The following is a 22,720-nucleotide window of genomic DNA, read 5'->3' as shown; positions in this document are numbered from 1 at the left end:
GACCGGGGAACGGGTCCCGCCACCGTAACCGCGCGGCGCGGCGGCGGGCCCGCGGTCCCGATGGGTGGACGAGGAGGTGGTCCTGTATGGACGAACGATCGGTGATCGGGATCGAGATCGACGGCGACGGCGCGCATCCCGCGGCGTGGCGGGCGGCGGCGCACGCACCGAACACCCTGCTGACCGCGGGGCGGCTCCGGGAGGTCGGCGATCGTGCGGAGCGGGCCGGGTTCGGTTTCGTCACGCTCGCGGACGTGACCGCGACGGCGCCCGGCACCGGGGTGGCCGGCCGGTTCGACCCGTTGACGGCGGCGGCGTTCCTCTCCGCGACCACCTCGGCGCTGGGCCTGGTCCCGGTGGTGCACCCCGCGCACGCCGAGCCCTTCCACGTGTCCAACCAGCTCTCGAGCCTCGACCACGGCTCCCGCGGCCGGGCCGGCTGGCTCGTGGGCACCGAGGCGACGCCCGCCCGGGCCGCGGCCCACGGTGTCCGGCACCAGACGGACCCGCAGCTGCTCGCGGCCGAGGCTGAGGACGTCGTCGACGCCACCCGCAGGCTCTGGGACTCCTGGCAGGACGACGCGATCGTCGCCGACGAGTCCACCTGCCGGTTCCTCGACGCCGACCGGGTGCACCACATCGACTTCCGGGGCCGCACCTTCGGTATCCGGGGCCCCGCCCTCATGCCCCGCCCGCCGCAGGGGCAGGTCCCGGTCCTCGCGCCGCCGGGCGTCCTGCCCGACCGGCTCGTGGACGTCGAGATCGTGGCGGCCCCGACCGAGGAGGGCCTCCGCGCCGCGGCCGCCCGCGCCCGCGCGCCGAAGGTGCTGGCGGAGGTCGAGGTGGCGCTCGGTCCCGATCCGGCCGGGGTGCCCTGGCCGGTGGGGGAGCGGTTGCGCCACACCGGATCCACCGCGGACCTGGTGGCGCTGCTCGGCCGGCTCGCCACCGTCGTCGATGCGGTGCGGCTCGTCCCCGCGGTGCTCGACCGTGACCTCCCGCTGCTCGCCGAGCAGGTTCTGCCCGCCCTGGACCTGCGTCGCCCCGCGCCGGGCGGCACCCTGCGCGAGCTCTTCGACCTGCCCCGTCCCGCCGGCCGCTACGCCTCCTGAGGAGCTCCCATGGCCGCCCCCGAGGTCGCCCGCCCGCACGCCCGGCTCCACCTCGCCGGCTTCTTCCCCTTCGGCCCCGCCTACGTCTGGTCCGAGGCCGAGCGGGACGACGTGTACTACGACTTCGCCGCCTGGCGACAGCTCGCGCGGAGCGCCGAGCGAGGCCTGTTCAGCACGCTGTTCCTCGGCGACAGCCAGCGCCTGCGCGAGCACCTCGGCCGGATCACCGACCACTCCGTCACCGGCCGCCCGGACCAGCTCGTGCTGTTCGCGCACCTGGCCGCGGTCACCGAGCGGATCGGCCTCGTCGCCACGCTGAACACCACCTTCACCGACCCCGTGGACCTGGCGCGGCGGCTCGCCTCGGTCGACGTGCTGAGCGGCGGCCGGGCGGGCTGGAACGTCGTGACCACCGACAACGACTGGACCGGCGAGAACTTCCGGCGTGGCGGCGAGGTGGGCCACGCGGACCGCTACCGGGCCGCGGAGGAGCACCTGGCCACGGTCGAGGCCCTCTGGGCGGCGTGGTCCCGGGGCGCCGAGGCCGGGTCCGCGCAGGCCCCGTCCTGGTCCGCCCCCGGCGCGATCGGGCAGGTCGTGCGCAGCGCGCGGCGGGCCTGGCCGAGCCTGCCACCCAGCCCACAGGGCCAACCCGTGCTGTTCCAGGCCGGCGAGTCCGGCGAGGGCCGGGACTTCGCCGCCCGGCACGCCGAGGGGATCTTCTCCCGGTACCTGCAGTTCGACGCGGCGCTGGAGTTCGCCACCGACCTGCGCCGGCGCCTGGTCCGGGCCGGCCGCCCCGAGGACGACCTGCGCATTTTCCCCGCCACCCGGATCATCCTGGGGGACACGGAGTCCGAGGCGCAGGAGCGGGCGCGCTGGTTCCGGGACCGCACCTGGAGCGACCGCCGGGTCCGCGCGGTGGTCGAGGCGGTCTGGGGCCACGACCTGTCCGACCACCCGGTCGACGGCCCGCTGCCCGCCACCGATCCCGTCGTCGCCACCCAGACGCTGACCCACGGCGTCGTCAACACCAGCGACCGGCCGCTGCGCACGGCCGCCGCATGGCGCGGGATCGCGGCCGGCCGGGGCTACACGATGCGGCAGCTGGTGCTGCACCTCAACGAGTCCGTGGAGTTCGTCGGCACCCCGGCCGCGGTCGCCGACGAGCTCGCCCGGTACGTGCGTGCCGGCGCGATCGACGGGCTCAACCTGCAGCCCAACGCGATGCCCGGCGGGTTCGACGAGGTCGTGGACCGGCTGGTCCCGGCACTGCAGGACCGCGGCGTGTACCGCACGGAGTACGAGGGCACGACGCTGCGCGAGAACCTGGGCCTGGGCCCGGCCGTCGCACACCGCGACCACGTGGAGTCCGCGTGACCGCCCCGCTCGAGCTCCGCAGCGTCGACCACACCGGGGGACGAGTGCGGCGCACCGCCGCCGGGTCCTCGACGGCCGGGTCCTCGACGGCCTGGAGGCGGAGATCGCCGCCCGCGGCTATGGGCGGATCCACCTGACCACCGGCCCGAGGCCACGGCCCTCTCGCTGGCCACGGGCTACACGCCGCCGTACGACCGGTCCCTCGATCCCGAGTGACCGGGTCCCATTCCTTCGAGAAGCACCTGCACGGGAGCACTCCATGACCGCCGACCGGCGCACACCCGTCGCGCACCGCCGCGAGCCGAGGGGACGAGCCGCATGAGCCCCACACCGCCCCTTCATCTCGCCGTCGAGCTCGACGGCGAGGGCGCCCATCCCGCGGCCTGGCGCCGCGCGACCCACGCGCCCGCCGCGCTGCTCACCCCGGCGCGGGTCCGGGCGCTCGCCCAGGTCGCGGAGAACGCCGGCCTCACGCTGGCCACGTTCGACGACTCGCCGCTCCCACCCGGCGGGGTGGGCCCGGTCGGCCGGATCGGCGCGGTGGAGCGCGCGGCCTTCGCCGCCGTGCACACCAGCGTCCTGGGCCTGGTGCCGGTGGTCCCCACGACCTACTCCGAGCCCTTCCACGTGTCGTCGCAGCTGGCGTCGCTGGACTTCGCGGCCACCGGCCGCGCGGGCTGGCTCGTGGCGGTGACGGACGACGCGGCGGCGGCCCGTGCCCTCGGCAGGCCCGTCGTCGAGGGGCCTGCGGGGCTGGCGCGCGAGGCGCGGGACGGGGTCCGCGTGGCCCGCGAGCTGTGGGACTCCTGGGAGGACGACGCCGCGGTGCGCGACGTCGACACCGGCCGCTACCTGGACCGGGACAAGCTGCACTACATCGACTTCGTCGGCGAGACCTACTCGGTGAAGGGTCCGGCGATCGTGCCGCGCCCGCCGCAGGGACAGCTCGTGGTGCTCGCCCCGGCGGGCCTGCTGCCCGCGGGCCTCGCCGACGTCGAGCTCGTCGAGGCGCCGACCGTCGCGGCCCACGGGGGAGCGGGGCTGCGGTTCGCCGAGCTCGAGTTCGCCCTGGACACCCCCGCCGCGTCGGCGGCGGAGCGGCTCGCCGATCTCGACCGCCACGCCTCCTGGTCCGCCGGCCCGCGGCTGCGGTTCACGGGCGCACCGGCCGGTCTGGTCGGCCTGCTGGAGGAGCTGGCCGGGGTGGTCGACGGAGTGCGCCTGCACCCGGCCGTCCTCGACGAGGACCTCCCGGAGCTCTCCGCCCGCGTGCTCCCCGCGCTGTTCCGCTCCGGCACCGCGGCCCGCCCGCAGCCGGGCGCCTCGCTGCGCACCACCCTCGGGCTGGAGCGGCCCGCGAGTCGCCACACCCACCTGGAGATCGTATGAGCGACAACGGTTATCCCCGCCCGGACGCCCGGCTCCACCTGGGCGTCTTCTTCCAGGGCGTGAACCACTGGACGATCTGGTCGCTGCCGGAGAGCGGCTCCCAGATCGACTTCTCGTCGTTCCGGCGCATGATCACCACCGCCGAGCGGGGGCTGTTCGACGCCTTCTTCCTCGGCGAGGGGCTGCGGCTGCGCGAGTCCGGCGGCAAGATCCACGACCTCGACGTCGCGGGCCGGCCGGACGCGATCACCCAGCTGGCCGCGCTCGCCGGCGTCACCAGCCGGATCGGCCTCGTGGCCACCCAGAACACCACCTACAACGAGCCGGCGGACCTCGCCCGCCGGCTCTCCGGGCTGGACCTGCTCTCCGCGGGCCGCGCGGGCTGGAACGTCGTGACCACGGACAACGCGTGGACCGGCGAGAACTTCCGGCGCGGCGGCTACCTCGACCACGCGGACCGCTACGTCCGCGCCGAGCAGTTCCTCGCGATCGCGCGGCAGATCTGGGACTCGTGGGAGGACGACTGGGCCGGGACCGACGGGGAGTGGGCCGCTCCCAAGGCCGTCGGCACGGTGTCCGCGCGGACGAGCCAGTTCGACGTCGAGATCTCCCCGACCCTGCCGCGCAGCGCCCAGCGCCATCCGGTGATCTTCCAGGCCGGCGACTCGGCGGAGGGCCGGGACTTCGCGGCCCGCAACGCGGACGTGATCTTCTCCGCGCACGGCTCCGACTTCGACGACGCCCTGGCCTTCGCCACGGACATCCGCACCCGGCTGCGGGCCGCGGGCCGGGCGGAGGACTCGCTGCGCATCCTCCCCGGCACCGAGATCATCATCGGCGACACCGAGGCGGAGGCCGTGGAGAAGGCGCACTTCCTGCGCCTGCACCAGGTCACCCCCGCCACCGCACTCGCGATCGCCGGACAGGTGTGGGGCTTCGACCTGACCGGCCGGGACGCCGACGGCCCGCTGCCGGCGGAGGATCCCGTCGTCGCCCCGCCGACGGGGGAGATGGGCAGCCGGCGCTGGAAGGACCCGCGCGAGATCGTCCGGACCTGGCGCGAGACGGCCGAGGCGCGGGGGTTGAGCCTGCGCGAGACCGTGATCGCGCTGGGCCCGCAGCGCGGCCACGTCGGCACGCCCTCGGGGCTGGCGGACAGGTTCGCCCACTTCGTGCGGTCCGGTGCGGTCGACGGCTTCAACGTCTCCCCGTACCTCACCCCGGACGGCCTGGACGACATCGTCGACCGGCTCGTCCCCGAGCTGCAGGAACGCGGGGTCTACCGGGAGCGCTACGAGGGCACGACCCTGCGCGAGCACCTCGGGCTGGCCTGAGGGCCGCCTGGGGGTCGGCCCACGCCCCGGCGGACCTGCCGACGGCCGGGCGACGACTCCGGCGCCCGGCCTACGCGGGGTCGAGGCGGAAGTCGTAGGTGACCTCCACGCCGTCCGGGCCCGCGGTCGGGTGCAGGATCAGCTCCGGCTTCACGGCCCGGGCCACGTCGTCGTCGACGTACTCGCCGCCCGTGAAGTACAGCTGGCTGGTCACGGGCGCCCTGCCGGGCGCGGTGACCTTGAGGTGCAGGTGGGCGGGCCGCCACGGGTGCCAGCCCGCGGCGGAGATCATCGCGCCCACCGCCCCGTCCGTCGGGACCTGGTAGGGCGCGGGCGCGATGGTGCGGAAGAGGAAGTGCCCGTCAGTGCCGGTGCGGATCTGCGCCCGCAGGTTCCACTCGGGGATGCCGGGGGCGAACTGCGAGTAGTAGCCCGCGTCGTCGGCGTGCCAGAGCTCGACCAGCGCGCCGTCGAGCGCGGCGCCGTCGAGGTCGGTCACGGTGCCCTGGAACAGCAGCGGGGTGCCCTGCTCGTCCGCGCGCCGCGGCACGTCGGCCTCGGAGGCGGACTCCGGGGCGCCCGGGATGTAGTACGGGCCCTCGATGGTGCCCACGGCGCCCTTGCGGTCCGCGTTGGCGACCTGTTCGACCACGTGCTCCACGAACACGTCCAGGAAGAGCGGCCACTCGCCGGTCTCCCCGACGGTGATCAGCCAGGACTTCAGCGCGTCGTACTCCGCGTAGGTGACCTGGTGGCGCCGCACGACCTCGTGGATCGCGGCGAGGGTGTCGCCGATCAGCAGCGCCGCGCGCCCGTGGTCGACGGGGCCTGCGGCGCGTTCCTTCCTCGCGAAGGTGGCCGTGGCGTTCTGCCCGGATCCGGCGGCGGTCGGGTTGGTCCCCGGGTCGACGTCTGCGGTGGTGGTCATCGGGTGCTCCTTTTGCGCGTCGGTGCGTCAGTCGGTGCGTCAGTCGGTGCGTCAGTCGGTGCGGTAGTGCGCGAGCTTGTCCGGGTCGATCTCGATCCCGATCCCGGGGCCGGGCCGGACGGCGAGCTCGCCTCCGTGGATCTCCAGCGGTTCGGTGAGCAGGTCGTCGCTCATGTCGAGGAAGTTGGAGAGCTCCCCGGCGCGGCGGGAGCTGTGGCGGTGCGCGGCACCGAAGGCGACCGAGCAGGCGGTGCCGATCTGACCGTCGATCTGGTTGCCCATCACGATCTCGGCGCCCATGCCCTCGCACTGGTGCAGGATGCGTTGCGAGGTGGAGAACCCGGTGCGGGCGGTCTTGATGCTGATCATGGTGGCGGCGCCGTCGAGCAGCTCGCGGGTCACCTGCCCCGGGGTCACGGCGCTCTCGTCCGCGACCGTCGGGACGGGGGTCTGCGCGGTGAGCCAACGGCGTCCCACCACGTCGTCGGCGGGGCAGAGCTCCTCGGACAGCGTGAGGTCGAGGTCGGCCATGGCGGCCAGCGCGCGGGCGGCCTCCGAGGGCGTCCAGCCGCGGTTGCCGTCGACGTAGAGCTCGACGTCCGGGCCCAGCGCGGTGCGCAGTGCCCGGCAGGCACCGACGTCGAGGGAGATCGGCCGGCGGCCCACCTTCACCTTGAACGTGGTGATGCCGTAGGTGTCCCGCACGTGCTCGGCCTCGGCGACCATCGCCTCGTCGGTCGCGAAGCCGACCATGTGCGACACCCGCATGCGGTCGGTGAACCCGCCCAGCAGCTGGGTGACGGGCAGGTCGAGGGACCTGCCGAGGGCGTCCCAGCAGGCCATGTCGAGCGCGGCCTTGGCGGTGGGGTTGCCGATGGTGCGGTCCATGCGGGCGCGGGCGACCTCGCGCTCGAGCAGCGAGAGCCCGGTGACCTCGGGCGCGAACACCGTGCCGACGACGGCGAGGATCGACTCCTGCGTCTCCCCGTAGGTGTAGGGGCGGGGCGGGGCCTCGGCCACACCGACGATCCCGTCGTCGGTGTGCACCCTGACCAGCACGTGGTCCGCGGTGTGCACCTCGCCCGAGGCGAACCGCAGCGGCTTGCGGTACGGGATCGCGAACGGGATCGCCTCGACGGCGACGATCTTCACCGGGAACCTCCGGGAACGGCGGGAGCGGGGGCCGGGGCCGCGGGGGCGATGTAGCCGTGGGCCTCCAGCGCGGCGAGCAGCGTGGCGAGGCCGGGATCGTCGTCGGCCGCGCGCCAGGCCAGGGCGAGGTCGACGGCCGCGGTGTCGGTCACGGCGGTGTCCGCGAGATCGACGTACCGGACCCCGTCGACGCGCAACGCCAGGACGGACTCGGGCAACAGTGCGACGCCGAGCCCCGCCGCGACCAGGGTCAGCATGATCGAGGTCTCGGCGACCTCGTGGGTGCGACGGGGCAGGAAACCGGCGGAGAGGCAGGCGTGCGCGACGGCGGCGTCGACCACGGAGTCCTTGGTGCCGTAGAGGACGAAGTCCTCGTCGCGCAGCTCGTGGAGGGAGACCGCGCCGTTCCCGGCGAGCCGGTGCCGCTCGGGGACGACGGCCACGAGCCGCTCGCGCGCGACCAGGCGCGACACGAGCCCGGAGCTCTGCATCGGCGGCCGCAGCAGGGCGACGTCGATGCGGTTCTCCGTGAGCGCGGCCTCGGCGGCCGGCGTCAGCAGGTTCGGGACGTACCGCAGCACCAGGCCGGGCACCTCGCGCGCGGCGAGCCGGGCGAGCCGGGGGAGCTGCGTGTACGCGGCGAGCGCGGTGCTGCCCACGCGCAGCAGGCCGGTGCGCCCGTCGCCGATCTGCCGGACCCGCTCCTGCGCCGTGTCCACCGAGTCGAGGATCCGCAGGGCGTCCCGCAGGAAGGCCTCGCCGGCCGGGGTGAGGTCGACCCGGCGGGTGGTCCGGGTGAAGAGCGTGACCCCGACCTGGGACTCGAGCTGGCGGATCGCCTGGGACAGCGGCGACTGGTTCATGTGCAGCTGCTCGGCGGCCTGCCCGAAGTGCCGGGTCCGCGCGACGGCGACGAAGTAGCGGAGCTGGCGGATCTCCATCCCGCCCCCTTCCCGTCGTCGCGTGCGGTGGCTCCACGGTAGGACCGACTTTGCCCGGACACAAAGACTGAGTTGGTCTCGATTGAGAGGCTCTGCATCTGAATGCGACCGGGGCTAGCGTGGGTCGCCGATGAGGATCACGGACATCACGCTGGACCGCCTGCGGCTCGATCTGGACCCGCCGCTGCCCGTCGCGTGGGATCCCGAGCCCCGCCGGGTGTTCGACGCGACGATCGTCCGGGTGCACACCGACGCCGGGATCACCGGGATCGGCTCCGGCGACACGATGACCGGCTTCGAGGCCCACCGGCACCTGTTCGTGGGCGAGGACCCGCTCGCGATCCACCGCCACGTGCGCGCCATCGAGACCTGCAACTTCCACGGCGGCGCGTACTGGCCCCTCGAGGCGGCCCTGTGGGATGTCGTCGGGAAGGCTGCCGCGCTGCCCGTCGCCACCTTGTTCGGCGGCGCCACCGACCGGATCCCCGCCTACGCGTCCTGCTGCGTGCTCCGGCCCGCCGAGGAACGCGCCGAGCAGGCGCGCCGGGCCGCGGCGGAGGGCTTCCGCGCCCTGAAGATCCGCATCGACCGGGACCACGTCGACGACGGCGTGGCCGCGGTCGCCGCGGTCCGCGAGGCGCTCGGCGACGGGTTCGCGATCATGGTGGACCTCAACCAGTCCTGGCGGACGGCCGGGGACACCGACCCGGCCACCGACCTCGTCCGCACCCGGCGGCTCGTGCGCCGCCTCGCCGAGCTCGACGTGTTCTGGGTCGAGGAACCCCTGCCCTACACCGATCCCGACGGCTTCCGGACCCTGCGCGCGGAGAACCCCGGCGTGCGGATCGCCGCCGGGGAGATGCACCACTCGCCCGCGGAGCTGCTGCGCTACCTCGAACAGGACGTCCTCGACGTCTACCAGCCGGACGTCGTGCTGGCGGTCGGGATGTCCCGGGCCCGCACGCTGGCCGAGGTCGCCGCGCTCAAGCATCGCGCGTTCACCCCGCACAGCTGGACCAACGGCATCGGGGTGCTGGCGAACCTGCACGTCGCAGCGGGGGTCGGCGGGGGACCGTTCTTCGAGTTCCCCTACGACCCGCCGGACTGGACGCCGCGGCGGCGGGACTTCATGCTCGCCGAGCCGATCGGGGTCGACGCGGACGGGTGCGTGGTCGTGCCGGACGCCCCGGGGCTCGGGGTGCGGCTCGACGAGGAGGCGGTCGAGCGGTGGCGGATCTGAGCTCCGTCCCGACCGCGGCCGGTGCGCGCCGAACGATCACCCGCGAGGCGCTCCCGCCCCGCGGCCTACCGAGGGACGGGCGGGCTGAGCAGCACGATCTCGGTCCCGGTGGGCGGGGCGACACCTCCACCGGCCTTGACCACGGCCTCGACGACGGCCTCGACGACCTCGGCGGCGATCCCGGGCTGCTCGTCCCCGGCGTCGGCCGGTGTGCCGCCGGGGACGACGAGCACGTCCTCCATCAGCATCGTCATCAGCGGGAGCCCGCGGCGCCGGTTCGTCGGCTCCTCGTCGGCCGGCCGCATCGTCCAGGCGCCGTGGTCCCGGATCCGGACGCGGACCCGGCGCCCCTCGTCCGACTCCTCGACGACGGCATCGACCTCGACCCCCTGGTCCGCGGGCCCGACCTGGGGATAGGCGTGCTCGACCGCGTTGGACACGGCCTCGCTGACGGCGAGCACGATCTCGTCCGCCGGGTCCTGCGGCCAGGACACCCCGGCGAGCCACTGCCGCAGCCCGGCCCGGACGATCCGCGGCGCCTCGAGCACCGCCGGTACCCGCAACGCGCAGGACGCGTCGTCCGCCGCGACCGCGGCCGGCACCGGCTCGGCGGCCGGGCCCGATGCGGGCAGCGCGGAACCGGCGAGCGCGGCGGGCGCGTCACCGGGTGGGCCCGGCTCGGGGGCGGGAGGCTGGTTCGACACCGCTCGCCAGCCTCCCAGGCGTCCGCCCGGACCACCAGACGGCCGAATGGGACGAACCGCACAGAACACCCCGAACTCTGCGATGTTCCGCGGTGCCGGCAGCACCACCCCGGGACGAGCCCGACGGTGCGGGCCCGCCACGCTCGCTCAGGCGGCAGGATCGAAGAGGTGGCGCAGCGTGTCGCCGGTCCGGCCGAGCCAGGCGGTCGTCTCCGCCTCGGCCGTCCGGGTGGCCTCGATCTCGGACGCGCAGGACGGCCCGAGGGCGCGGGCCAGGTCGTCCAGGCAGATCAGGTGGTTGCGCCCGAGACAGAGCCCCACGGTGAGCTCGTCGACCAGGGCCAGCCGGTTGTCCTCGGTCGGCCGCGCCCGCCAGCGCTCCTCGGCGATCCGGACGTCCAGGGTGGCGTCGAGGTAGCGGCGCTTCTCCTGGCCGAGCCGTTCCCGCAGGACGCCGACGAGGTCGGCCCGCGTCCGGTCCGCGTCGGTCTTCCTCGGTGTCGCGTCTGCGGTCACGGTGCACCCCCGGTGCCGTCGGCGCCGTCCTGGCGGCGGATAACGGTCTGTACCCGTTCTGCGAGGTTCCTCACTCGTCCGGGTGGGTGAAAGTGCTTGGCGGGCAGGGACTCGACCCACTGCCGGGGTGGACTCCGTGCGGCCCGCACCGACGATCGACGACGTGTTCTTCTCGCCCACCGCGCCTTCTGGCACCATCACGAGGACGGCCGGCTCCTGATCGTGCTGTCCGACGAAGGAGATCCGCGTGCTGTCCCACACCGTTCTGTTCCGGCTCAGGCGCCCGCTCGGCGAGGGCGACAAGGAGAAGCTCGTCGCCGCGCTGGAGGAGTTCGCGGCCGAGGCCCCGTTGGCAGCCGGCCCCGCGATCGTCGGCGCGGACCTCGGCCTGCGCGACGCGGCCAACCCCAAGGTCGCGGACGCGTCCCTCTCGACGACCTTCGCCGACGCCGACACCTTCGCGCGCTATCTCGCGCACCCGAGGCACGTCGCGCTGGTCAAGGAGGTCCTGGAGCCCTCGTGCGAGGGCTGGCTCTCCGTCCAGGCGGACGTCTCGGCCTGAATCCCGGCGCTGGGAGTGTGCGCCGGGAGGTTTAGGCCTCCGTCGCACGTGCAATCCCCGGTACTCGGAACGTGAACTGTCCGGCAGCTGGGGAGCGGACGGGCAGTTCTCCCGGCCGGGGTCCCCGTCTCGGGGGCGGGGCCCCGGCTTTTTTCGTGCCCGGCCTCGTCAGGCCCGGCCCCAGAAGCCGCACCGGTGCTCGGCTGCCAGGTCGGTCGTGCCGATCGTGGGCGCCAGCTGCAGGTTCGGGCCGTCCTGCCCCGTGAGCGGCGGCCAGGCCGGTGAGCCCTCGGCGGTGGGGGTGCCGGTGCGGGCGAAGCTCGTCCAGTAGCCGATCATCGCGTCCGACAGCCGCTGCTGCTCGGGCGTGGTGAGCACGTTCTTGCCGGTCAGGTCGAACAGGTACGGCAGGTCCGTCGCGTGCGCCGCCCCCGGGGCGAAGTCCGCTGAGGCGGCCTGGTTGACGTCCGGTGCGGACGGGTCGGCGAACTCGTAGCCGTGCACGGGGGAGCCGTGGGCGGCGAAGGCCGCGTTGCCGGCCAGGGTCGGGCAGGCCCACGAGGAGTCCGTGATCACGGTGGCCCAGGCCGTCGGGGCGTTCGGGTACGCGCTCAGCGGATACTGCGCCGCGACCGCGTCCGCCCTTGCGCCGAAGGCGGCGCGCAGCAGCACCGGATAGCTCTCGGGGGTGACGAAGGGCTGCACCTTCTGCACCCCGCCGACGAACGCGCTCTCCTCGGCCTGGTTCCCGCCGGACAGCACCGGGATCCGCGGGGTCTTCCCGTCGCGCTGCGCCCGTGCCGGATCGGTGGGCAGCAGCGGCGTGCCGTAGGCGAGGACGTTCGAGAAGGTCGGGAAGATCGTCAGCAGGTCGGCCACGGGCTTGCCCCGCAGGCAGGCGGCGGTGTCCGGCCCGATGCAGCCCAGGGTCTGTGCCTGCGCGGTGCCGAACTGCTCGGCGTCCGGCAGACCGACGTACGGGGTCCCGGGCGGGACGCCGGGCAGCAGGCCGTCCTGCGGCCAGCTCAGCTGGCACGAGCCCGAGGACAGCGCCACCTTGTCCGCGAGCCCTGACGCGGCGGGGGAGGTGAGCGCCGCGCAGGCGCTCATGGCGCCCGCAGACTCGCCGAAGACCGTCAGGTTCTGCGGGTCCCCGCCGAACGCCGCCGCGTTGTCCCGGGCCCAGCGGGTGGCGAGCATCTGGTCGGCCAGGCCGAAGTCCCCGCTCCCGGCCAGCCCCGGTAGCGACAGGTAGCCGAAGACGCCGAGCCGGTAGTTGAGCGTCACCACCATCACGCGGCCGCGGGAGGCCAGCCGCTGGGCGTCGTACGCGGAGCCGGATCCGCTGGTGTAGCCGCCGCCGTGCCACCAGACCATCACCGGCAGCTTCTCGCCGGGGTGCAGGTCCTTCGGGGTGGTCACGGTGAGGAACAGGCAGTCCTCCGAGGTCGACGCCGTGGCGTCCGCACCGGGGGCGGTGCCGGCCTGGGCGCAGCTCGGCCCGGCCTTCGTCGCGTCCACCGTGCCCGCGGGCTTCGGCGGGGCGACCGGGTCCGTCCAGCGCCGGTCTCCGGTGGGCGCCTCGGCGTACCGGACGCCGAGGAACTGGCGGGCGGTGTCCGTGGCGAGCCCCTGCAGGTTCCCGCTGGTGGTGTCGACGGTCAGCGGTGCGGCGTCGCTCGCCTGCCCGCCGGTGGGGCCCGCGCACCCGGCGAGCACCAGCAGGGCGGCGAGGACGAGTCCGGCTCGTCGGATCACGGGAGCTCCTCGGGACGGCGTTCTCCCCGGCTTCCCCGTCCACCGGAGATCGACACCTCGTGAGTGGCGATGGTCGCCATGGCGACCATCGCCACTCACGGGGTCAGCGCTGGGTCCGCCAGGGTCCGGTGATCGCGAACATGTAGCCGGGCTCCTGGATGTTGGCGAAGAGGATCCTCCCGTCGGGGGAGTACACGGGGCCGGTGAACTCGACGTTCTTCGTGGCGTCGGCGAAGTCGTTGCGGGCCAGGGGGAAGGTCTGCCCGCGGTCCGTGGCGCCGACGAGGTGCTGGACGCCCTCGCCGTCCTCCGCGAGGATCACGCCGCCGTGGGGCGAGACGCTGATGTTGTCCGGGCCGTCGAAGGCGCCGTCGGCCTCGGGGTTCGGGTTCCTCCCGAAGATCAGCCGCAGGGTGAGCGTGGAGCGGGCCGGGTCGTAGAACCAGATCTGGCCGTCGTGGACCTTCGCGACGCCCGGGTTGTCCGTCTCGCGCGAGAAGCTCGCCACGACATAGGTGCCCCGACCGCTCCACCAGGCGCCCTCGAGCTTCTTGGAGCGGGTGATGTCGCCGGCGGTGAACTGCTTGCGGATCGGGGTGGTGCGGGCGTCGCGGTCCGGCACCGGCACCCACTCGACCTTCAGCGCGGTGCCCGGCGCCGTGACCAGCGAGAGGTCGGGAACGTGCTTCCCGGCGCCGTCGAACGCCTTCATCGCCGACAGGACGCCGTCGGTCGGGCCGAGGCGGCGCAGCGCGCCCCGGCGGCCGTGGTAGCCCTTCGGCGGCTGCCAGCGGTAGAGCAGGCCGGTCGGGGTGGAGGCGTCCTCGGTGAGGTAGATGTCGCCGCGCTGCGGGTCGACGGCCGCGGCCTCGTGCTCGAAGCGGCCGAGCGCTTTGATCGGCTGGGGATCGCGGTTCGCCCGGGCGTCGACGGGATCGACCTCGAAGACGTACCCGTGGTCGCGCTGGAAGCCGTCCGCGCCGGCGAGCGAGTCGACCTCCTCGCAGGTCAGCCAGGTGTCCCAGGGGGTCACGCCGCCGGCGCAGTTGGTGCGGGTGCCCGCGACGCCCACGTGCTCGCCGAGCCGGTTGCCGTCGCGGTCGACCTCGATCACGGTGCAGCCGCCGGCCGCGCCCGGGTCGTAGACGAGGCCGTCGAGGTGCGGGACCGGGAGCTCGGTGCCGAAGGGCTCGCGGATCTCGTGGTTGTTCACCAGGACGGTCCGGCCGCCGCGCCCGCGGAAGGCACCCGTCCCGTCGTGGTTGCGCGGGGTCGGCTCGCCGGAGTCCAGACGGGTCTTCCCGGCCTGGGTCACGATCCGGTAGGCGAAGCCCTTCGGCAGGGCGAGCCGGCCGGCCGGGTCCGCGACGAGCGGGCCGTACCCGGCGGCGCTCCCGGTCGTCGCTGACGCTTCGGGGGAGGTCAGGAGCATCTCGGTGCTGCCGATCAGCACGACCCCCGCGCCGACGACGGCGCTGCGCTGCAGCAGGGCCCGTCGCGAGAGGGTCGCTTCCTCGTGCTCGGTCATGTCGTCTCCGTTCGGGCATGCCGGACCGGACGTCCCCCGGTCGGGCAGTGGTGGTGGATCGACCGTGTCGGACGGAGGTGGCCGAAGGGTGAAGCGCGACCGAAGGGGAGGAATCGGTCTTCTGCGGACTCGTCGGGCGCAGGCCGCCGCTTCTCAGGTCGCGGCCATCGATTTCACAGGGAAACATTCGTTTCGGGCCGTACCCAGGACTCCGAGGGCCGCCGGCCCACCCGAGGTGCAGCGATGAACGAGCAGGACCCGACACAGCCCCCTGCGCCCCGCCGACACCGGCGGGGGCGCGTCCTCGCGGCGGCCGCCGCGGCCGTCACCCTCGCGGGCGGGATCGGCGTGGTCGCGCTGGGCTCCGCGTCCGCCGCGACGGTGACGGGCTCGGCGGTCGCGGTGACCGGCGAGATCCCGGCGCGGTACGGCTCCGGATACGGCGGCGGGTTCGGCAGCGGCTCCGGGTTCGGGGGTGGCGCCGGGTTCGGGGGTGGCTCCGCGTCGGCCGGCTCCGGGGCGGACGGCGGTGTCACCTCGGGGAGCAGCGCCGCGCGGCAGGCGACGGCGCAGGAGTCGGTCGGCGTCGTCGACGTCACGACCGTCCTGGACTACGGCGAGGGCCGCGCCGCGGGCACCGGGATCGTCCTGACCGGCGACGGCGAGATCCTGACCAACAACCACGTGGTCCAGGACTCGACGTCGATCACCGTCACCCTGGTCTCCACCGGGGCGAGCTACACCGCGACCGTCGTGGGCACGGACGCGACGGACGACGTCGCCGTCCTGCAGCTGAAGGACGCCTCCGGGCTCACCCCCGCGGTACTGGCCTCGCCGTCCGCGCAGGCCGGGGTCACGGCCGGGACCGCGGTCACGGCCGTCGGCAACGCGGGCGGCACGGGCGGGACGCCGTCGGCGGCGGACGGCACGGTCCTCGCCCTCGGGCAGACCATCACCGCGGGCGACGAGACCGGCGGCAACTCCGAGCGGCTCGACGGGATGATCGAGGTCGCCGCGGACATCGAGGCCGGCGACTCCGGCGGTCCGCTCTACGCGGGCGGCGCGGTCGTCGGGATCGACACCGCGGCCTCGGCCTCCTCGACCCCGACCTTCCACACCGCCTCGACCTCGGCGAACACCGGCACGACGGGGTACGCCATCCCGATCGGCACCGCGCTCGACATCGCGCAGCGGATCGTGGCGGGGGAGCGGAGCGACACGATCCAGCAGGGCTACCCGGCCTTCCTGGGCGTCGAGCTCTCGTCGAGCGGGACATCCGGCGGCGCCGGCGCGGGCATCCCGGCCGCGGGCGCCACGATCTCGGGTGTGGTGGACGGCTCCCCGGCGGCCTCCGCGGGCCTGGCCGCGGGCGACGTCGTCACGGCGGTGGACGGCACGACCGTGGGGAACGCCGACGACCTCGGCGCTGCCCTGACCTCGCACTCCCCGGGTGACCAGGTCCGGATCACCTGGACCGACCAGGCCGGCGCCACCCACTCCGCCACCGTCACCCTCGCCGCGGGCCCGGCCGCGTAGACACCGCGGGATCGGGCCGGGGAACGGTCGGAAGCCGACAGGTCCCCTGCCCGATCGGGGCGAGTCAGGTGATCGTCGGGAACCACGCGGGGGCCAGCGAGCGGAAGGTGCCGGCCGGAATGGTGCCGGCCCCCTCGGGGATCGCGCCGAGCAGGGGCCCGAGCCGGCGGCGGTTGTCCTCCTCGATCGGGCCCGGGGACTCCGGCCAGGCACCGATGGCCAGGCCCAGGACCGGCACCCCGCGGCGTTCGAGGGCCTCGCGGGTCAGCGCCGTGTGGTTCAGGGTGCCCAGCCCGCTCCGGCAGACGACGACCGCCGGCGCCCCGAGCGCCACCGCGAGATCGGCGAGGGTGCCGGCCTCGCCGTCGAGCTCCACGAGGATCCCGCCTGCCCCCTCGACCAGCACGTGATCGTGCCGGTCGGCCAGCTCGCGGATCGCCGAGGCGTGCGACCGCACCGGGGGCAGGACGACGCGGGCCCGCTCCGCGGCGGCCACCGGCGCCATCGGATCGGGCAGGCGGATCCCCTCGCGCACGGTGGCCGGGGTGGCGAGGCGCGCGACCACGTCGGCGTCGCCGGCCCCGTCCTCGGTGCCGGCCTGCACCGGTTTGACGACGGCGACGGTCCGGCCGAGCGCGGCCAGCGCGGCGGCGAGCGCCGCGGTGGTGATCGTCTTGCCCACCCCGGTGTCCGTCCCGGTCACGACCACGACCGGCGGGACCGACACCGGCGGGATGGACATCTGGGGGATCGACACCGCAGTCCGCGGCGCCGGCGAGACCGCCCCGGTATGCCGCGTCGCCGGCGGGACCACGTCGGCCTCGCGCTCCGCCGGCGAGGTCACGCGGGCACCTCGCTCGTCCGCCGGGCCGCGGTACCGTACGCGGCGGCCCGCGCCGCGGCCGCCGCGGCGGCGCACGGGTCCACCGTGGACCGTGCGGTCAGGCGCAGCCGCGAGATCCCGTCCGGCACGCTCGGCGGCCGGAAACAGCCCACCAGCACCCCGTCCGCGTGCAGGCGGGCGGCCGCCTCGACGGCGTGCGCGGGTGAGGGCATCGGCAGCGACTGGACCGCGCCCGGCGCCTGCGGAACCCCTGCGGCGGAGGCGATCCGCTCGGCGACGGCGTGCAGGGCGGCCACCCGCTCCGGCTCCGCCCCGATGATCCGGCAGGCCCGCGCCGCGGCCGCGGCGGCCGCCGGGGCGAGCCCGGTGTCGAACACGAACGTGCGGGCGGTGTTCACGAGGTGCTCCCGCAGCAGCGGTGGCCCCAGCACCGCACCGCCCTGCGCCCCGAGGGACTTCGACAGGGTGGCCGTGACGACGACGTGCCCGGCCCCGGCCAGACCGGCGGCGTGCACGGCGCCGCGCCCGCCGCCGGCGACCCCGATGCCGTGGGCCTCGTCGACCACGAGCAGCGCGTCGTGGCGTGCGCAGAGCGCGGCGATCGCCGGCAGATCGGCCGCGTCCCCCAGCACGGAGTAGATCGACTCGACCACCACGACCGCCCGCGGCAGGGTCCGGTCCCGCAGCAGCGCCTCGAGCCGGCCGAGGTCGGCGTGCGGGCACACCGCGACGGGGGAGCGGGACAGGCGCGCGCCGTCGATCAGGGAGGCGTGGACGTGGGCGTCGGACACGATCAGCGTGCCTGGATCGCCGAGCGCGGTGAGGATCCCGATGTTCGCCGCGTACCCGCTGGAGAACGCCAGGCAGGCGGGCTGCCCGGTGAGCGCGGCGAGCTCACCCTCCAGCTCCTCGTGCGCCGCCGTCGTCCCGGTGACGACCCGGGAGGCGCCCGCGCCGGTGCCGAACCGCCGGATCGCGCCGACCGCGGCCTCCCGCAGCCGGGGATCGGTGCCCAGGCCCAGGTAGTCGTTCGACGCCAGGTCCAGCATCGGCCGTGTGTGCGGGCTGCGCCCGGGGTCCGTGGTGCGCACCAGGTCCCGGGCCGCCCGCTGCGCCGCGGCCTCCGCGAGCCACTCGAGCACGCTCATCCGTGCACCTCCGCCACCGCCCCGGCGATCCCCGCCCCGATCGCCGCGATCTCGTCCGGCCCGCAGACATACGGCGGCATCGTGTAGACGAGGTCGCGGAACGGCCGCACCCAGATCCCGCGTTCCAGCGCGGCCCGGGTCACCGCCTGGACGTCCACCGGCCCGTCGAGCTGCACGACCCCGACCGCTCCCAGCACCCGCACGTCCTTCACCGAGGCCAGCCCGGCGGCGGGGGCCAGCGCGGCCTCCAGCTCCGTCCCGATCCCGCGCACCCGCTCCTCCAGCGCGGGGGTGAGCAGCGACAGCGACGCCACGGCGGCGCTGCAGGCCAGCGGATTGCCCATGAACGTCGGGCCGTGCAGCAGCGCCCGCTGCGGGGAGCGGGTGATCGCCTCGGCGACCCGGGTCCTGCACACCACCGCGGCCAGCGTGGCATAGCCGCCGGTCAGCGCCTTGCCGACGCACATGACGTCCGGCTCCACGCCGGCGTGGTCCACCCCGAACCGGGCGCCGGTGCGCCCGAAGCCGGTGGCGATCTCGTCCGCGACCAGGAGCAGGCCGTGGCGGTCGGCGAGCTCCCGCAGCGCGGTGAGGCAGCGCGGGGAGTACGCGAACATCCCGCCGGCGCCCTGCAGCACCGGCTCGACGACGATCGCGGCCACCTCGTCCGCGAACGTCGCGATCGTCCGTTCCGCCAGCGTGATCCAGTCGTCCACACCGGACCCGTCGGCCACCGTGCCGTCGGCGAGGACGGCGGCCGGCGGGCGGGGAAGGAAGACCTGGTCGGACACGAGCCCCGGGAACAGGGAGTGCATGCCGTCGACCGGGTCGCACACGCTCATGGCCCCGGTGGTGTCGCCGTGGTAGCCGCCCCGCAGCGCGACGAACCGCCGCCGCCCCGGCCGGCCCGTCGCCGCCTGGTACTGCACGGCGAGCTTGAGCGCGACCTCCACGGACACCGATCCCGAGTCCGCCAGGAACACGTGCCGCAGCCCCTCGGGCGTGAGCCGCACGAGTTCCTCGGCCAGCCGCACGGCGGGCTCGTGGGTCAGGCCGCCGAACATGACGTGCGAGAACCGGTCCACCTGGGCGTGCACCGCCGCGTCGAGCACCGGGTGGCGGTAGCCGTGGATCGCGCACCACCAGGAGCTCATGGCGTCGATCGCGGTGAACCGCCGCCCGTCGCCCGCCTCCAGGTCCAGCTGCACCCCGTCGGCGGCCCGCACCGCGTACGGGGCCGGCCCGTCGAGCGCGGCGTACGGGTGCCAGACCAGCCCGCGGTCGCGCTCGAGCAGCCGGCTCATGCGTTCGGGGCCACGGCGGTGCCCGCGCCGCGCCGGCGGATCGCGACGGCCTCCCGGCCCGGTGCGGCGGTCCCGGCCGCCGCCACCTCGAATCCGGCGTCGGCGATCATCGCCAGGTCCGCGTTCGCCTCCTGCCCCTCGCTGGTCAGGTAGTCCCCGAGGAACAGCGAGTTGACCACGTGCAGCGCGAGCGGCTGCAGCGAGCGCAGGTGCATCTCGCGACCGCCGGCCATCCTGATCTCCGCTGCGGGACAGGCGAACCGCGCCATCGCGAGGATCCGCAGCGACTGCAGCGGGGTGAGCAGCCAGGTGCCCTCCAGCGGGGTCCCGTCGAAGGGCATCAGGAAGTTGACCGGGATCGAGTCGCTGTCCAGATCGCGCAGGGCGAACACGGCGTCGATCAGTTCCTCGTCCGACTCTCCCATGCCCACGATCAGCCCGGAGCACGGCGACAACCCGGCCGCGCGGGCCTTGCCGACGGTGTCGACCCGGTCGGAGTACCCGTGGGTCGTGCAGATCTCGGCGTAGCGGGACTCGCTGGTGTTGAGGTTGTGGTTGTAGGCGTCGACCCCGGCGTCGCGCAGGCGTTCGGCCTGCCCGTCCTTCAGGATCCCCAGGCAGGCGCACACCTCGAGTTCCGGATGGTCGCCCTTGAGCCTGCCGACCACCGCGGCGACCTTGTCGAGGTCGCGTTCGCCCGGCCCGCGCCCGCTCGCCACCAGGCAGACGCGCGAGGCGCCGGCGGCGATCCCGGCCGCGGCCTGCTCGGCCACGGCGTCCTCGGAGAGCCAGGAGTACCGGAGGATCTCGGCGCCGGACCCGAGCCGCTGCGAGCAGTAGCCGCAGTCCTCGGGACACAGGCCGGACTTGAGGTTCACCAGGTAGTTGACCTTGACCCGATTGCCGAAGTGCGCGCGGCGCAGCCGGCCGGCCGCGGCGACCAGGTGCAGCACCTCGTCGTCCGGCGTGGAGAGCAGGGTGCGGGCGTCCTCGCGGCCGAGTGCCTCGCCGTCGAGCACCCGGGAGGCGAGGTCGTCGAAGTAAGGTTTGAACACCGTTCAAACGGTAACCGGGCCCGCGTGGCCGGAGCAAGGGGGAGGGGTGAGGATGGTCCGGTGTCACTGAGCCGCGCGCAGGTCGTCGACGCCGCGTACGCGGTGCTGGGCGAGCAGGGACTCGCCGGAACCTCGATGCGCCGCGTCGCCACGGAGCTCGGCGTGCAGCCGGGGGCGCTGTACTACCACGTGCCCAGCAAGCAGGACCTGCTCACGGAGGTGGCCGTCCGCATCCTCGCCGCCGGCCCGGTCTCCGGGGTGGACCCCCGGCAGGCCGCCCACGACCTGCGCGCGGCCCTGCTGCGCGTGCGCGACGGCGCCGAGGTCGTCTCGTTCGTCCGGGCCTTCCGGCCCGAGGCCCTCGAACCCCTGCACGCCCTGCCCGGCCTCTTCGGGGGGCTCCCGCCCGGACGGGCACAGTGGGCCGCCCGCACACTCGTCCACTACGTCCTCGGCTTCGTGGCGGAGGAGCAGAACCGGGACGAGCTGGTGCGGTCGACCATCGTCGCGGACGAGCCGATGCGCGCCACCGAGTCGGAGGAGGCCTTCCGGTTCGGTGTGGACGCCATCGTGGAGGGCCTGACGGTCCTCGGCGCCTGACCGGCCGCCTCACCTCTGAGCACTCGCACACCACGCCGGGTGCCCGCACACCCGTCCGAACGGGTGTGCGGGCACGGTCAGCGGTGTGCGAGCAGCTCGATCGCGGAGTGCTCGCCGTCCTGCGCGGGTGGTGCGGTGCCGGTACGGCACGACCAGCGCCGCGACGATCGCGAGGACGAAGATCGCCCCCGACACCCAGAAGGCCGTGGTGTACGCGTTCAGCGCCGATAGCGGGGTCCCAGCGATCGTGACGGCGGCGAGGATCGCGCATGCCACCGCGGTGCCGATCGACCCGCCCCACCGACCGCAGCGTCTGGTTCGCGCTGATAGCGATGCTCGTCTGCTCCGGGCGGACCGCGGAGTCGAGCAGCGTCGGCACGGCGCCCATGCCCATGCCCAGCCCGGGGTCGAGGATCCCCGTCGCCACGACGAACTGCCGGCGCTCAGCGGCGCGAACGACGGCACCGTCCGGGCGGATCCTGCGGGCCCGGATCGACGAGGCCTTCGGCGAGGTGCCGGCCGCGCGGCTCGGCGGCCCGGACGCGGCCCTGCGCGGAGCTCTTCGCCGCCCTGCTGGCCGGGGTGAGCGTGCAAGGTGGGCACGCGGGCGCTCACGGCGGCGGACCGCGAGCAGCTCGACCGCCTCGCCGCGGTGCTGTTCACCCCCGGTCCGCCCACCTAGTCCAGGCAGAACTCGTTCCCCTCCGGATCGCTCATCACGATGTGGCCGAACGCGAAGGGCGGCTCCGGATCGTGGCGCTCCAGACGGGTCGCGCCGAGTCCGACGAGCCGCTCGCACTCCGCCTCGAGGGCGGCCATCCGCTCGTCACCCTGCAGGCCCGGTGCCGCCCGGACGTCGAGATGCACCCGGTTCTTCGCGGTCTTGCCCTCGGGGACCTGCTGGAAGAACAGCCGCGGCCCCGCCCCGTCCGGCTCCTCGATCGCCGACCGCGAGGTGCGCTCGCTCTCCGGCGCCCCGACCCGTTCGAGGAACTCGTCCCAGGCGGCGAACGCGTCCGCCCCCTCCGGGAGCTCCACACCGGGCGGGCCGGGCACCACGTACCCGAGCACCTCCGCCCAGAACAGGGAGAGGGCCCGCGGATCGTGGGCGTCGAACGTGACCTGGACCTGTCGGCTCATGGGGCCACCCTGGCACGCGCCACCGACAGAAACGGGACGGACCGGCCGGGGTTCGCCCGACCGGTTCGCCCGTTCCGGCTGCTCAGAGGGCCGCGGGCGTCCCGAGCGGGGCGTCGGTGGCGGCGCGGACCTGGTCCTCGGTGACACCGGGTGCGGTCTCGACGAGGACGAGGCCGTCGGGGGTGACGTCGATGACGGCGAGGTCGGTGATGATGCGGTTGACCACCCGCAGGCCCGTGTAGGGCAGGGTGTTCTCGCGCAGGATCTTCGGCGAGCCGTCGCGGGCGGTGTGTTCCATCAGCACGATCACCCGCCGGGCGCCGTGGACGAGGTCCATCGCCCCGCCCATGCCCTTGACCATTTTCCCGGGGACCATCCAGTTGGACAGGTCGCCGTGTTCGGACACCTGCATGGCGCCCAGGACGGCGACGTCGAGGTTGCCGCCGCGGATGATCCCGAACGACAACGCGGAGTCGAAGAACGAGGCGCCCGGGCCGACGGTGACGGTCTCCTTCCCGGCGTTGATCAGGTCCGGGTCGACGTGCTCGG

Annotated in this window: 21 protein-coding genes; 8 read left to right on the top strand and 13 right to left on the bottom strand. The window is 74.7% G+C overall.

Annotated features, from left to right (window positions below; genetic code table 11):
* Positions 1-86 precede the first annotated feature (86 nt).
* From ABD324_RS16025 to ABD324_RS16010, 4 genes are all read left to right on the top strand, one after another.
* The gene (locus ABD324_RS16025; RefSeq protein ID WP_344417338.1) at positions 87-1,112 is read left to right on the top strand and encodes an LLM class flavin-dependent oxidoreductase; all 1,026 of its coding nucleotides are present in this window, start codon (positions 87-89) and stop codon (positions 1,110-1,112) included.
* A gap of 9 nt (positions 1,113-1,121) precedes the next feature.
* A complete protein-coding gene (locus ABD324_RS16020; protein WP_344417336.1) occupies positions 1,122-2,492 on the top strand; it encodes an NtaA/DmoA family FMN-dependent monooxygenase in 1,371 nt (456 codons plus the stop codon).
* 318 nt (positions 2,493-2,810) lie between these two features.
* The gene (locus ABD324_RS16015; protein WP_344417334.1) at positions 2,811-3,881 is read left to right on the top strand and encodes an LLM class flavin-dependent oxidoreductase; all 1,071 of its coding nucleotides are present in this window, start codon (positions 2,811-2,813) and stop codon (positions 3,879-3,881) included.
* On the top strand, positions 3,878-5,215 hold the full coding sequence (locus ABD324_RS16010; protein WP_344417332.1) for an NtaA/DmoA family FMN-dependent monooxygenase: 1,338 nt from the start codon (positions 3,878-3,880) through the stop codon (positions 5,213-5,215). The genes ABD324_RS16015 and ABD324_RS16010 overlap by 4 nt, the downstream gene beginning before the upstream one ends.
* Positions 5,216-5,285: 70 nt before the next feature.
* Here the strand turns inward: ABD324_RS16010 and catA are convergent, their stop codons facing one another.
* From catA to ABD324_RS15995, 3 genes are read right to left on the bottom strand one after another with little or no spacing between them, the layout of a single operon-like run.
* A complete protein-coding gene (gene catA, locus ABD324_RS16005) occupies positions 5,286-6,143 on the bottom strand; it encodes a catechol 1,2-dioxygenase (RefSeq protein WP_344417330.1) in 858 nt (285 codons plus the stop codon).
* Between the two features lie 51 nt (positions 6,144-6,194).
* Positions 6,195-7,295 (bottom strand): mandelate racemase/muconate lactonizing enzyme family protein, encoded by a 1,101-nt coding sequence (locus ABD324_RS16000; protein WP_344417328.1) that lies wholly within the window; start codon positions 7,293-7,295, stop codon positions 6,195-6,197.
* Positions 7,292-8,236, bottom strand: coding sequence for a LysR substrate-binding domain-containing protein (locus tag ABD324_RS15995; RefSeq protein WP_344417326.1), 945 nt, complete (start codon positions 8,234-8,236; stop codon positions 7,292-7,294). The genes ABD324_RS16000 and ABD324_RS15995 overlap by 4 nt, the downstream gene beginning before the upstream one ends.
* Before the next feature lie 130 nt (positions 8,237-8,366).
* Here ABD324_RS15995 and ABD324_RS15990 point away from each other — a divergent pair, with 130 nt between their 5' ends.
* Positions 8,367-9,476 (top strand): mandelate racemase/muconate lactonizing enzyme family protein, encoded by a 1,110-nt coding sequence (locus tag ABD324_RS15990; RefSeq protein ID WP_344417324.1) that lies wholly within the window; start codon positions 8,367-8,369, stop codon positions 9,474-9,476.
* Positions 9,477-9,541: 65 nt separating this feature from the next.
* On the opposite strand, the gene ABD324_RS15985 is transcribed toward ABD324_RS15990, so the two are convergent.
* Positions 9,542-10,180, bottom strand: a complete 639-nt coding sequence (locus ABD324_RS15985; RefSeq protein ID WP_344417322.1) for an ATP-binding protein — start codon at positions 10,178-10,180, stop codon at positions 9,542-9,544.
* A gap of 147 nt (positions 10,181-10,327) precedes the next feature.
* Positions 10,328-10,696 (bottom strand): hypothetical protein, encoded by a 369-nt coding sequence (locus tag ABD324_RS15980; RefSeq protein WP_344417320.1) that lies wholly within the window; start codon positions 10,694-10,696, stop codon positions 10,328-10,330.
* Positions 10,697-10,943: 247 nt separating this feature from the next.
* Between ABD324_RS15980 and ABD324_RS15975 the strand changes: the two genes are divergently transcribed.
* Positions 10,944-11,258, top strand: coding sequence for a Dabb family protein (locus tag ABD324_RS15975; protein ID WP_344417318.1), 315 nt, complete (start codon positions 10,944-10,946; stop codon positions 11,256-11,258).
* Positions 11,259-11,426: 168 nt separating this feature from the next.
* Here the strand turns inward: ABD324_RS15975 and ABD324_RS15970 are convergent, their stop codons facing one another.
* Together ABD324_RS15970 and ABD324_RS15965 are read right to left on the bottom strand one after the other, a co-directional pair.
* Positions 11,427-13,016 carry a carboxylesterase/lipase family protein gene (locus ABD324_RS15970; RefSeq protein WP_344417316.1) on the bottom strand — a complete coding sequence of 530 codons (1,590 nt, stop codon included), beginning with the start codon at positions 13,014-13,016 and terminating at the stop codon, positions 11,427-11,429.
* A 103-nt stretch (positions 13,017-13,119) separates the two neighbouring features.
* Entirely contained in the window at positions 13,120-14,544 is a 1,425-nt protein-coding gene (locus ABD324_RS15965) for an alkaline phosphatase PhoX (protein ID WP_344417314.1), read from the bottom strand.
* 243 nt (positions 14,545-14,787) lie between these two features.
* Between ABD324_RS15965 and ABD324_RS15960 the strand changes: the two genes are divergently transcribed.
* Positions 14,788-16,080, top strand: coding sequence for a S1C family serine protease (locus ABD324_RS15960; RefSeq protein WP_344417312.1), 1,293 nt, complete (start codon positions 14,788-14,790; stop codon positions 16,078-16,080).
* A gap of 64 nt (positions 16,081-16,144) precedes the next feature.
* On the opposite strand, the gene bioD is transcribed toward ABD324_RS15960, so the two are convergent.
* From bioD to bioB, 4 genes are read right to left on the bottom strand one after another with little or no spacing between them, the layout of a single operon-like run.
* Positions 16,145-16,924: a dethiobiotin synthase gene (gene bioD, locus ABD324_RS15955; protein WP_344417310.1), complete on the bottom strand. Its 780-nt coding sequence runs from the start codon at positions 16,922-16,924 to the stop codon at positions 16,145-16,147.
* Positions 16,921-18,072, bottom strand: a complete 1,152-nt coding sequence (locus ABD324_RS15950) for an 8-amino-7-oxononanoate synthase (protein ID WP_344417308.1) — start codon at positions 18,070-18,072, stop codon at positions 16,921-16,923. Before ABD324_RS15950 ends, bioD begins: the two co-directional genes overlap by 4 nt.
* A complete protein-coding gene (bioA, locus tag ABD324_RS15945; RefSeq protein WP_344417306.1) occupies positions 18,069-19,376 on the bottom strand; it encodes an adenosylmethionine--8-amino-7-oxononanoate transaminase in 1,308 nt (435 codons plus the stop codon). The genes ABD324_RS15950 and bioA overlap by 4 nt, the downstream gene beginning before the upstream one ends.
* The gene (bioB, locus tag ABD324_RS15940) at positions 19,373-20,431 is read right to left on the bottom strand and encodes a biotin synthase BioB (RefSeq protein WP_425565862.1); all 1,059 of its coding nucleotides are present in this window, start codon (positions 20,429-20,431) and stop codon (positions 19,373-19,375) included. The genes bioA and bioB overlap by 4 nt, the downstream gene beginning before the upstream one ends.
* A 60-nt stretch (positions 20,432-20,491) precedes the next feature.
* Here bioB and ABD324_RS15935 point away from each other — a divergent pair, with 60 nt between their 5' ends.
* On the top strand, positions 20,492-21,031 hold the full coding sequence (locus ABD324_RS15935; protein ID WP_344417304.1) for a TetR family transcriptional regulator: 540 nt from the start codon (positions 20,492-20,494) through the stop codon (positions 21,029-21,031).
* Positions 21,032-21,709: 678 nt separating this feature from the next.
* Here the strand turns inward: ABD324_RS15935 and ABD324_RS15930 are convergent.
* On the bottom strand, positions 21,710-22,171 hold the full coding sequence (locus tag ABD324_RS15930; protein WP_344417302.1) for a VOC family protein: 462 nt from the start codon (positions 22,169-22,171) through the stop codon (positions 21,710-21,712).
* Between the two features lie 82 nt (positions 22,172-22,253).
* Positions 22,254-22,720: CoA-transferase (locus ABD324_RS15925; RefSeq protein ID WP_344417299.1), on the bottom strand; the 467-nt coding region annotated here is incomplete at its 5' end.

This window comes from Pseudonocardia ailaonensis (genome assembly GCF_039531635.1).
Lineage (GTDB): Bacteria > Actinomycetota > Actinomycetes > Mycobacteriales > Pseudonocardiaceae > Pseudonocardia > Pseudonocardia ailaonensis.
This window is presented reverse-complemented; position numbering and strand designations above follow the sequence as displayed.

Bases quoted from the DNA above. Each gene is read 5' to 3' on its own strand.
- ABD324_RS15960 (WP_344417312.1), top strand. From the start codon at position 14,788: ATGAACGAGCAGGACCCGACACAGCCCCCTGCGCCCCGCCGACACCGG.
- ABD324_RS15930 (WP_344417302.1), bottom strand. From the start codon at position 22,171: ATGAGCCGACAGGTCCAGGTCACGTTCGACGCCCACGATCCGCGGGCC.
- ABD324_RS16015 (WP_344417334.1), top strand. From the start codon at position 2,811: ATGAGCCCCACACCGCCCCTTCATCTCGCCGTCGAGCTCGACGGCGAG.
- ABD324_RS16025 (WP_344417338.1), top strand. From the start codon at position 87: ATGGACGAACGATCGGTGATCGGGATCGAGATCGACGGCGACGGCGCG.
- ABD324_RS15995 (WP_344417326.1), bottom strand. From the start codon at position 8,236: ATGGAGATCCGCCAGCTCCGCTACTTCGTCGCCGTCGCGCGGACCCGG.
- ABD324_RS15990 (WP_344417324.1), top strand. From the start codon at position 8,367: ATGAGGATCACGGACATCACGCTGGACCGCCTGCGGCTCGATCTGGAC.
- ABD324_RS15965 (WP_344417314.1), bottom strand. From the start codon at position 14,544: ATGACCGAGCACGAGGAAGCGACCCTCTCGCGACGGGCCCTGCTGCAG.
- bioA (WP_344417306.1), bottom strand. From the start codon at position 19,376: ATGAGCCGGCTGCTCGAGCGCGACCGCGGGCTGGTCTGGCACCCGTAC.
- ABD324_RS16020 (WP_344417336.1), top strand. From the start codon at position 1,122: ATGGCCGCCCCCGAGGTCGCCCGCCCGCACGCCCGGCTCCACCTCGCC.
- catA (WP_344417330.1), bottom strand. From the start codon at position 6,143: ATGACCACCACCGCAGACGTCGACCCGGGGACCAACCCGACCGCCGCC.
- ABD324_RS16010 (WP_344417332.1), top strand. From the start codon at position 3,878: ATGAGCGACAACGGTTATCCCCGCCCGGACGCCCGGCTCCACCTGGGC.
- ABD324_RS15950 (WP_344417308.1), bottom strand. From the start codon at position 18,072: ATGAGCGTGCTCGAGTGGCTCGCGGAGGCCGCGGCGCAGCGGGCGGCC.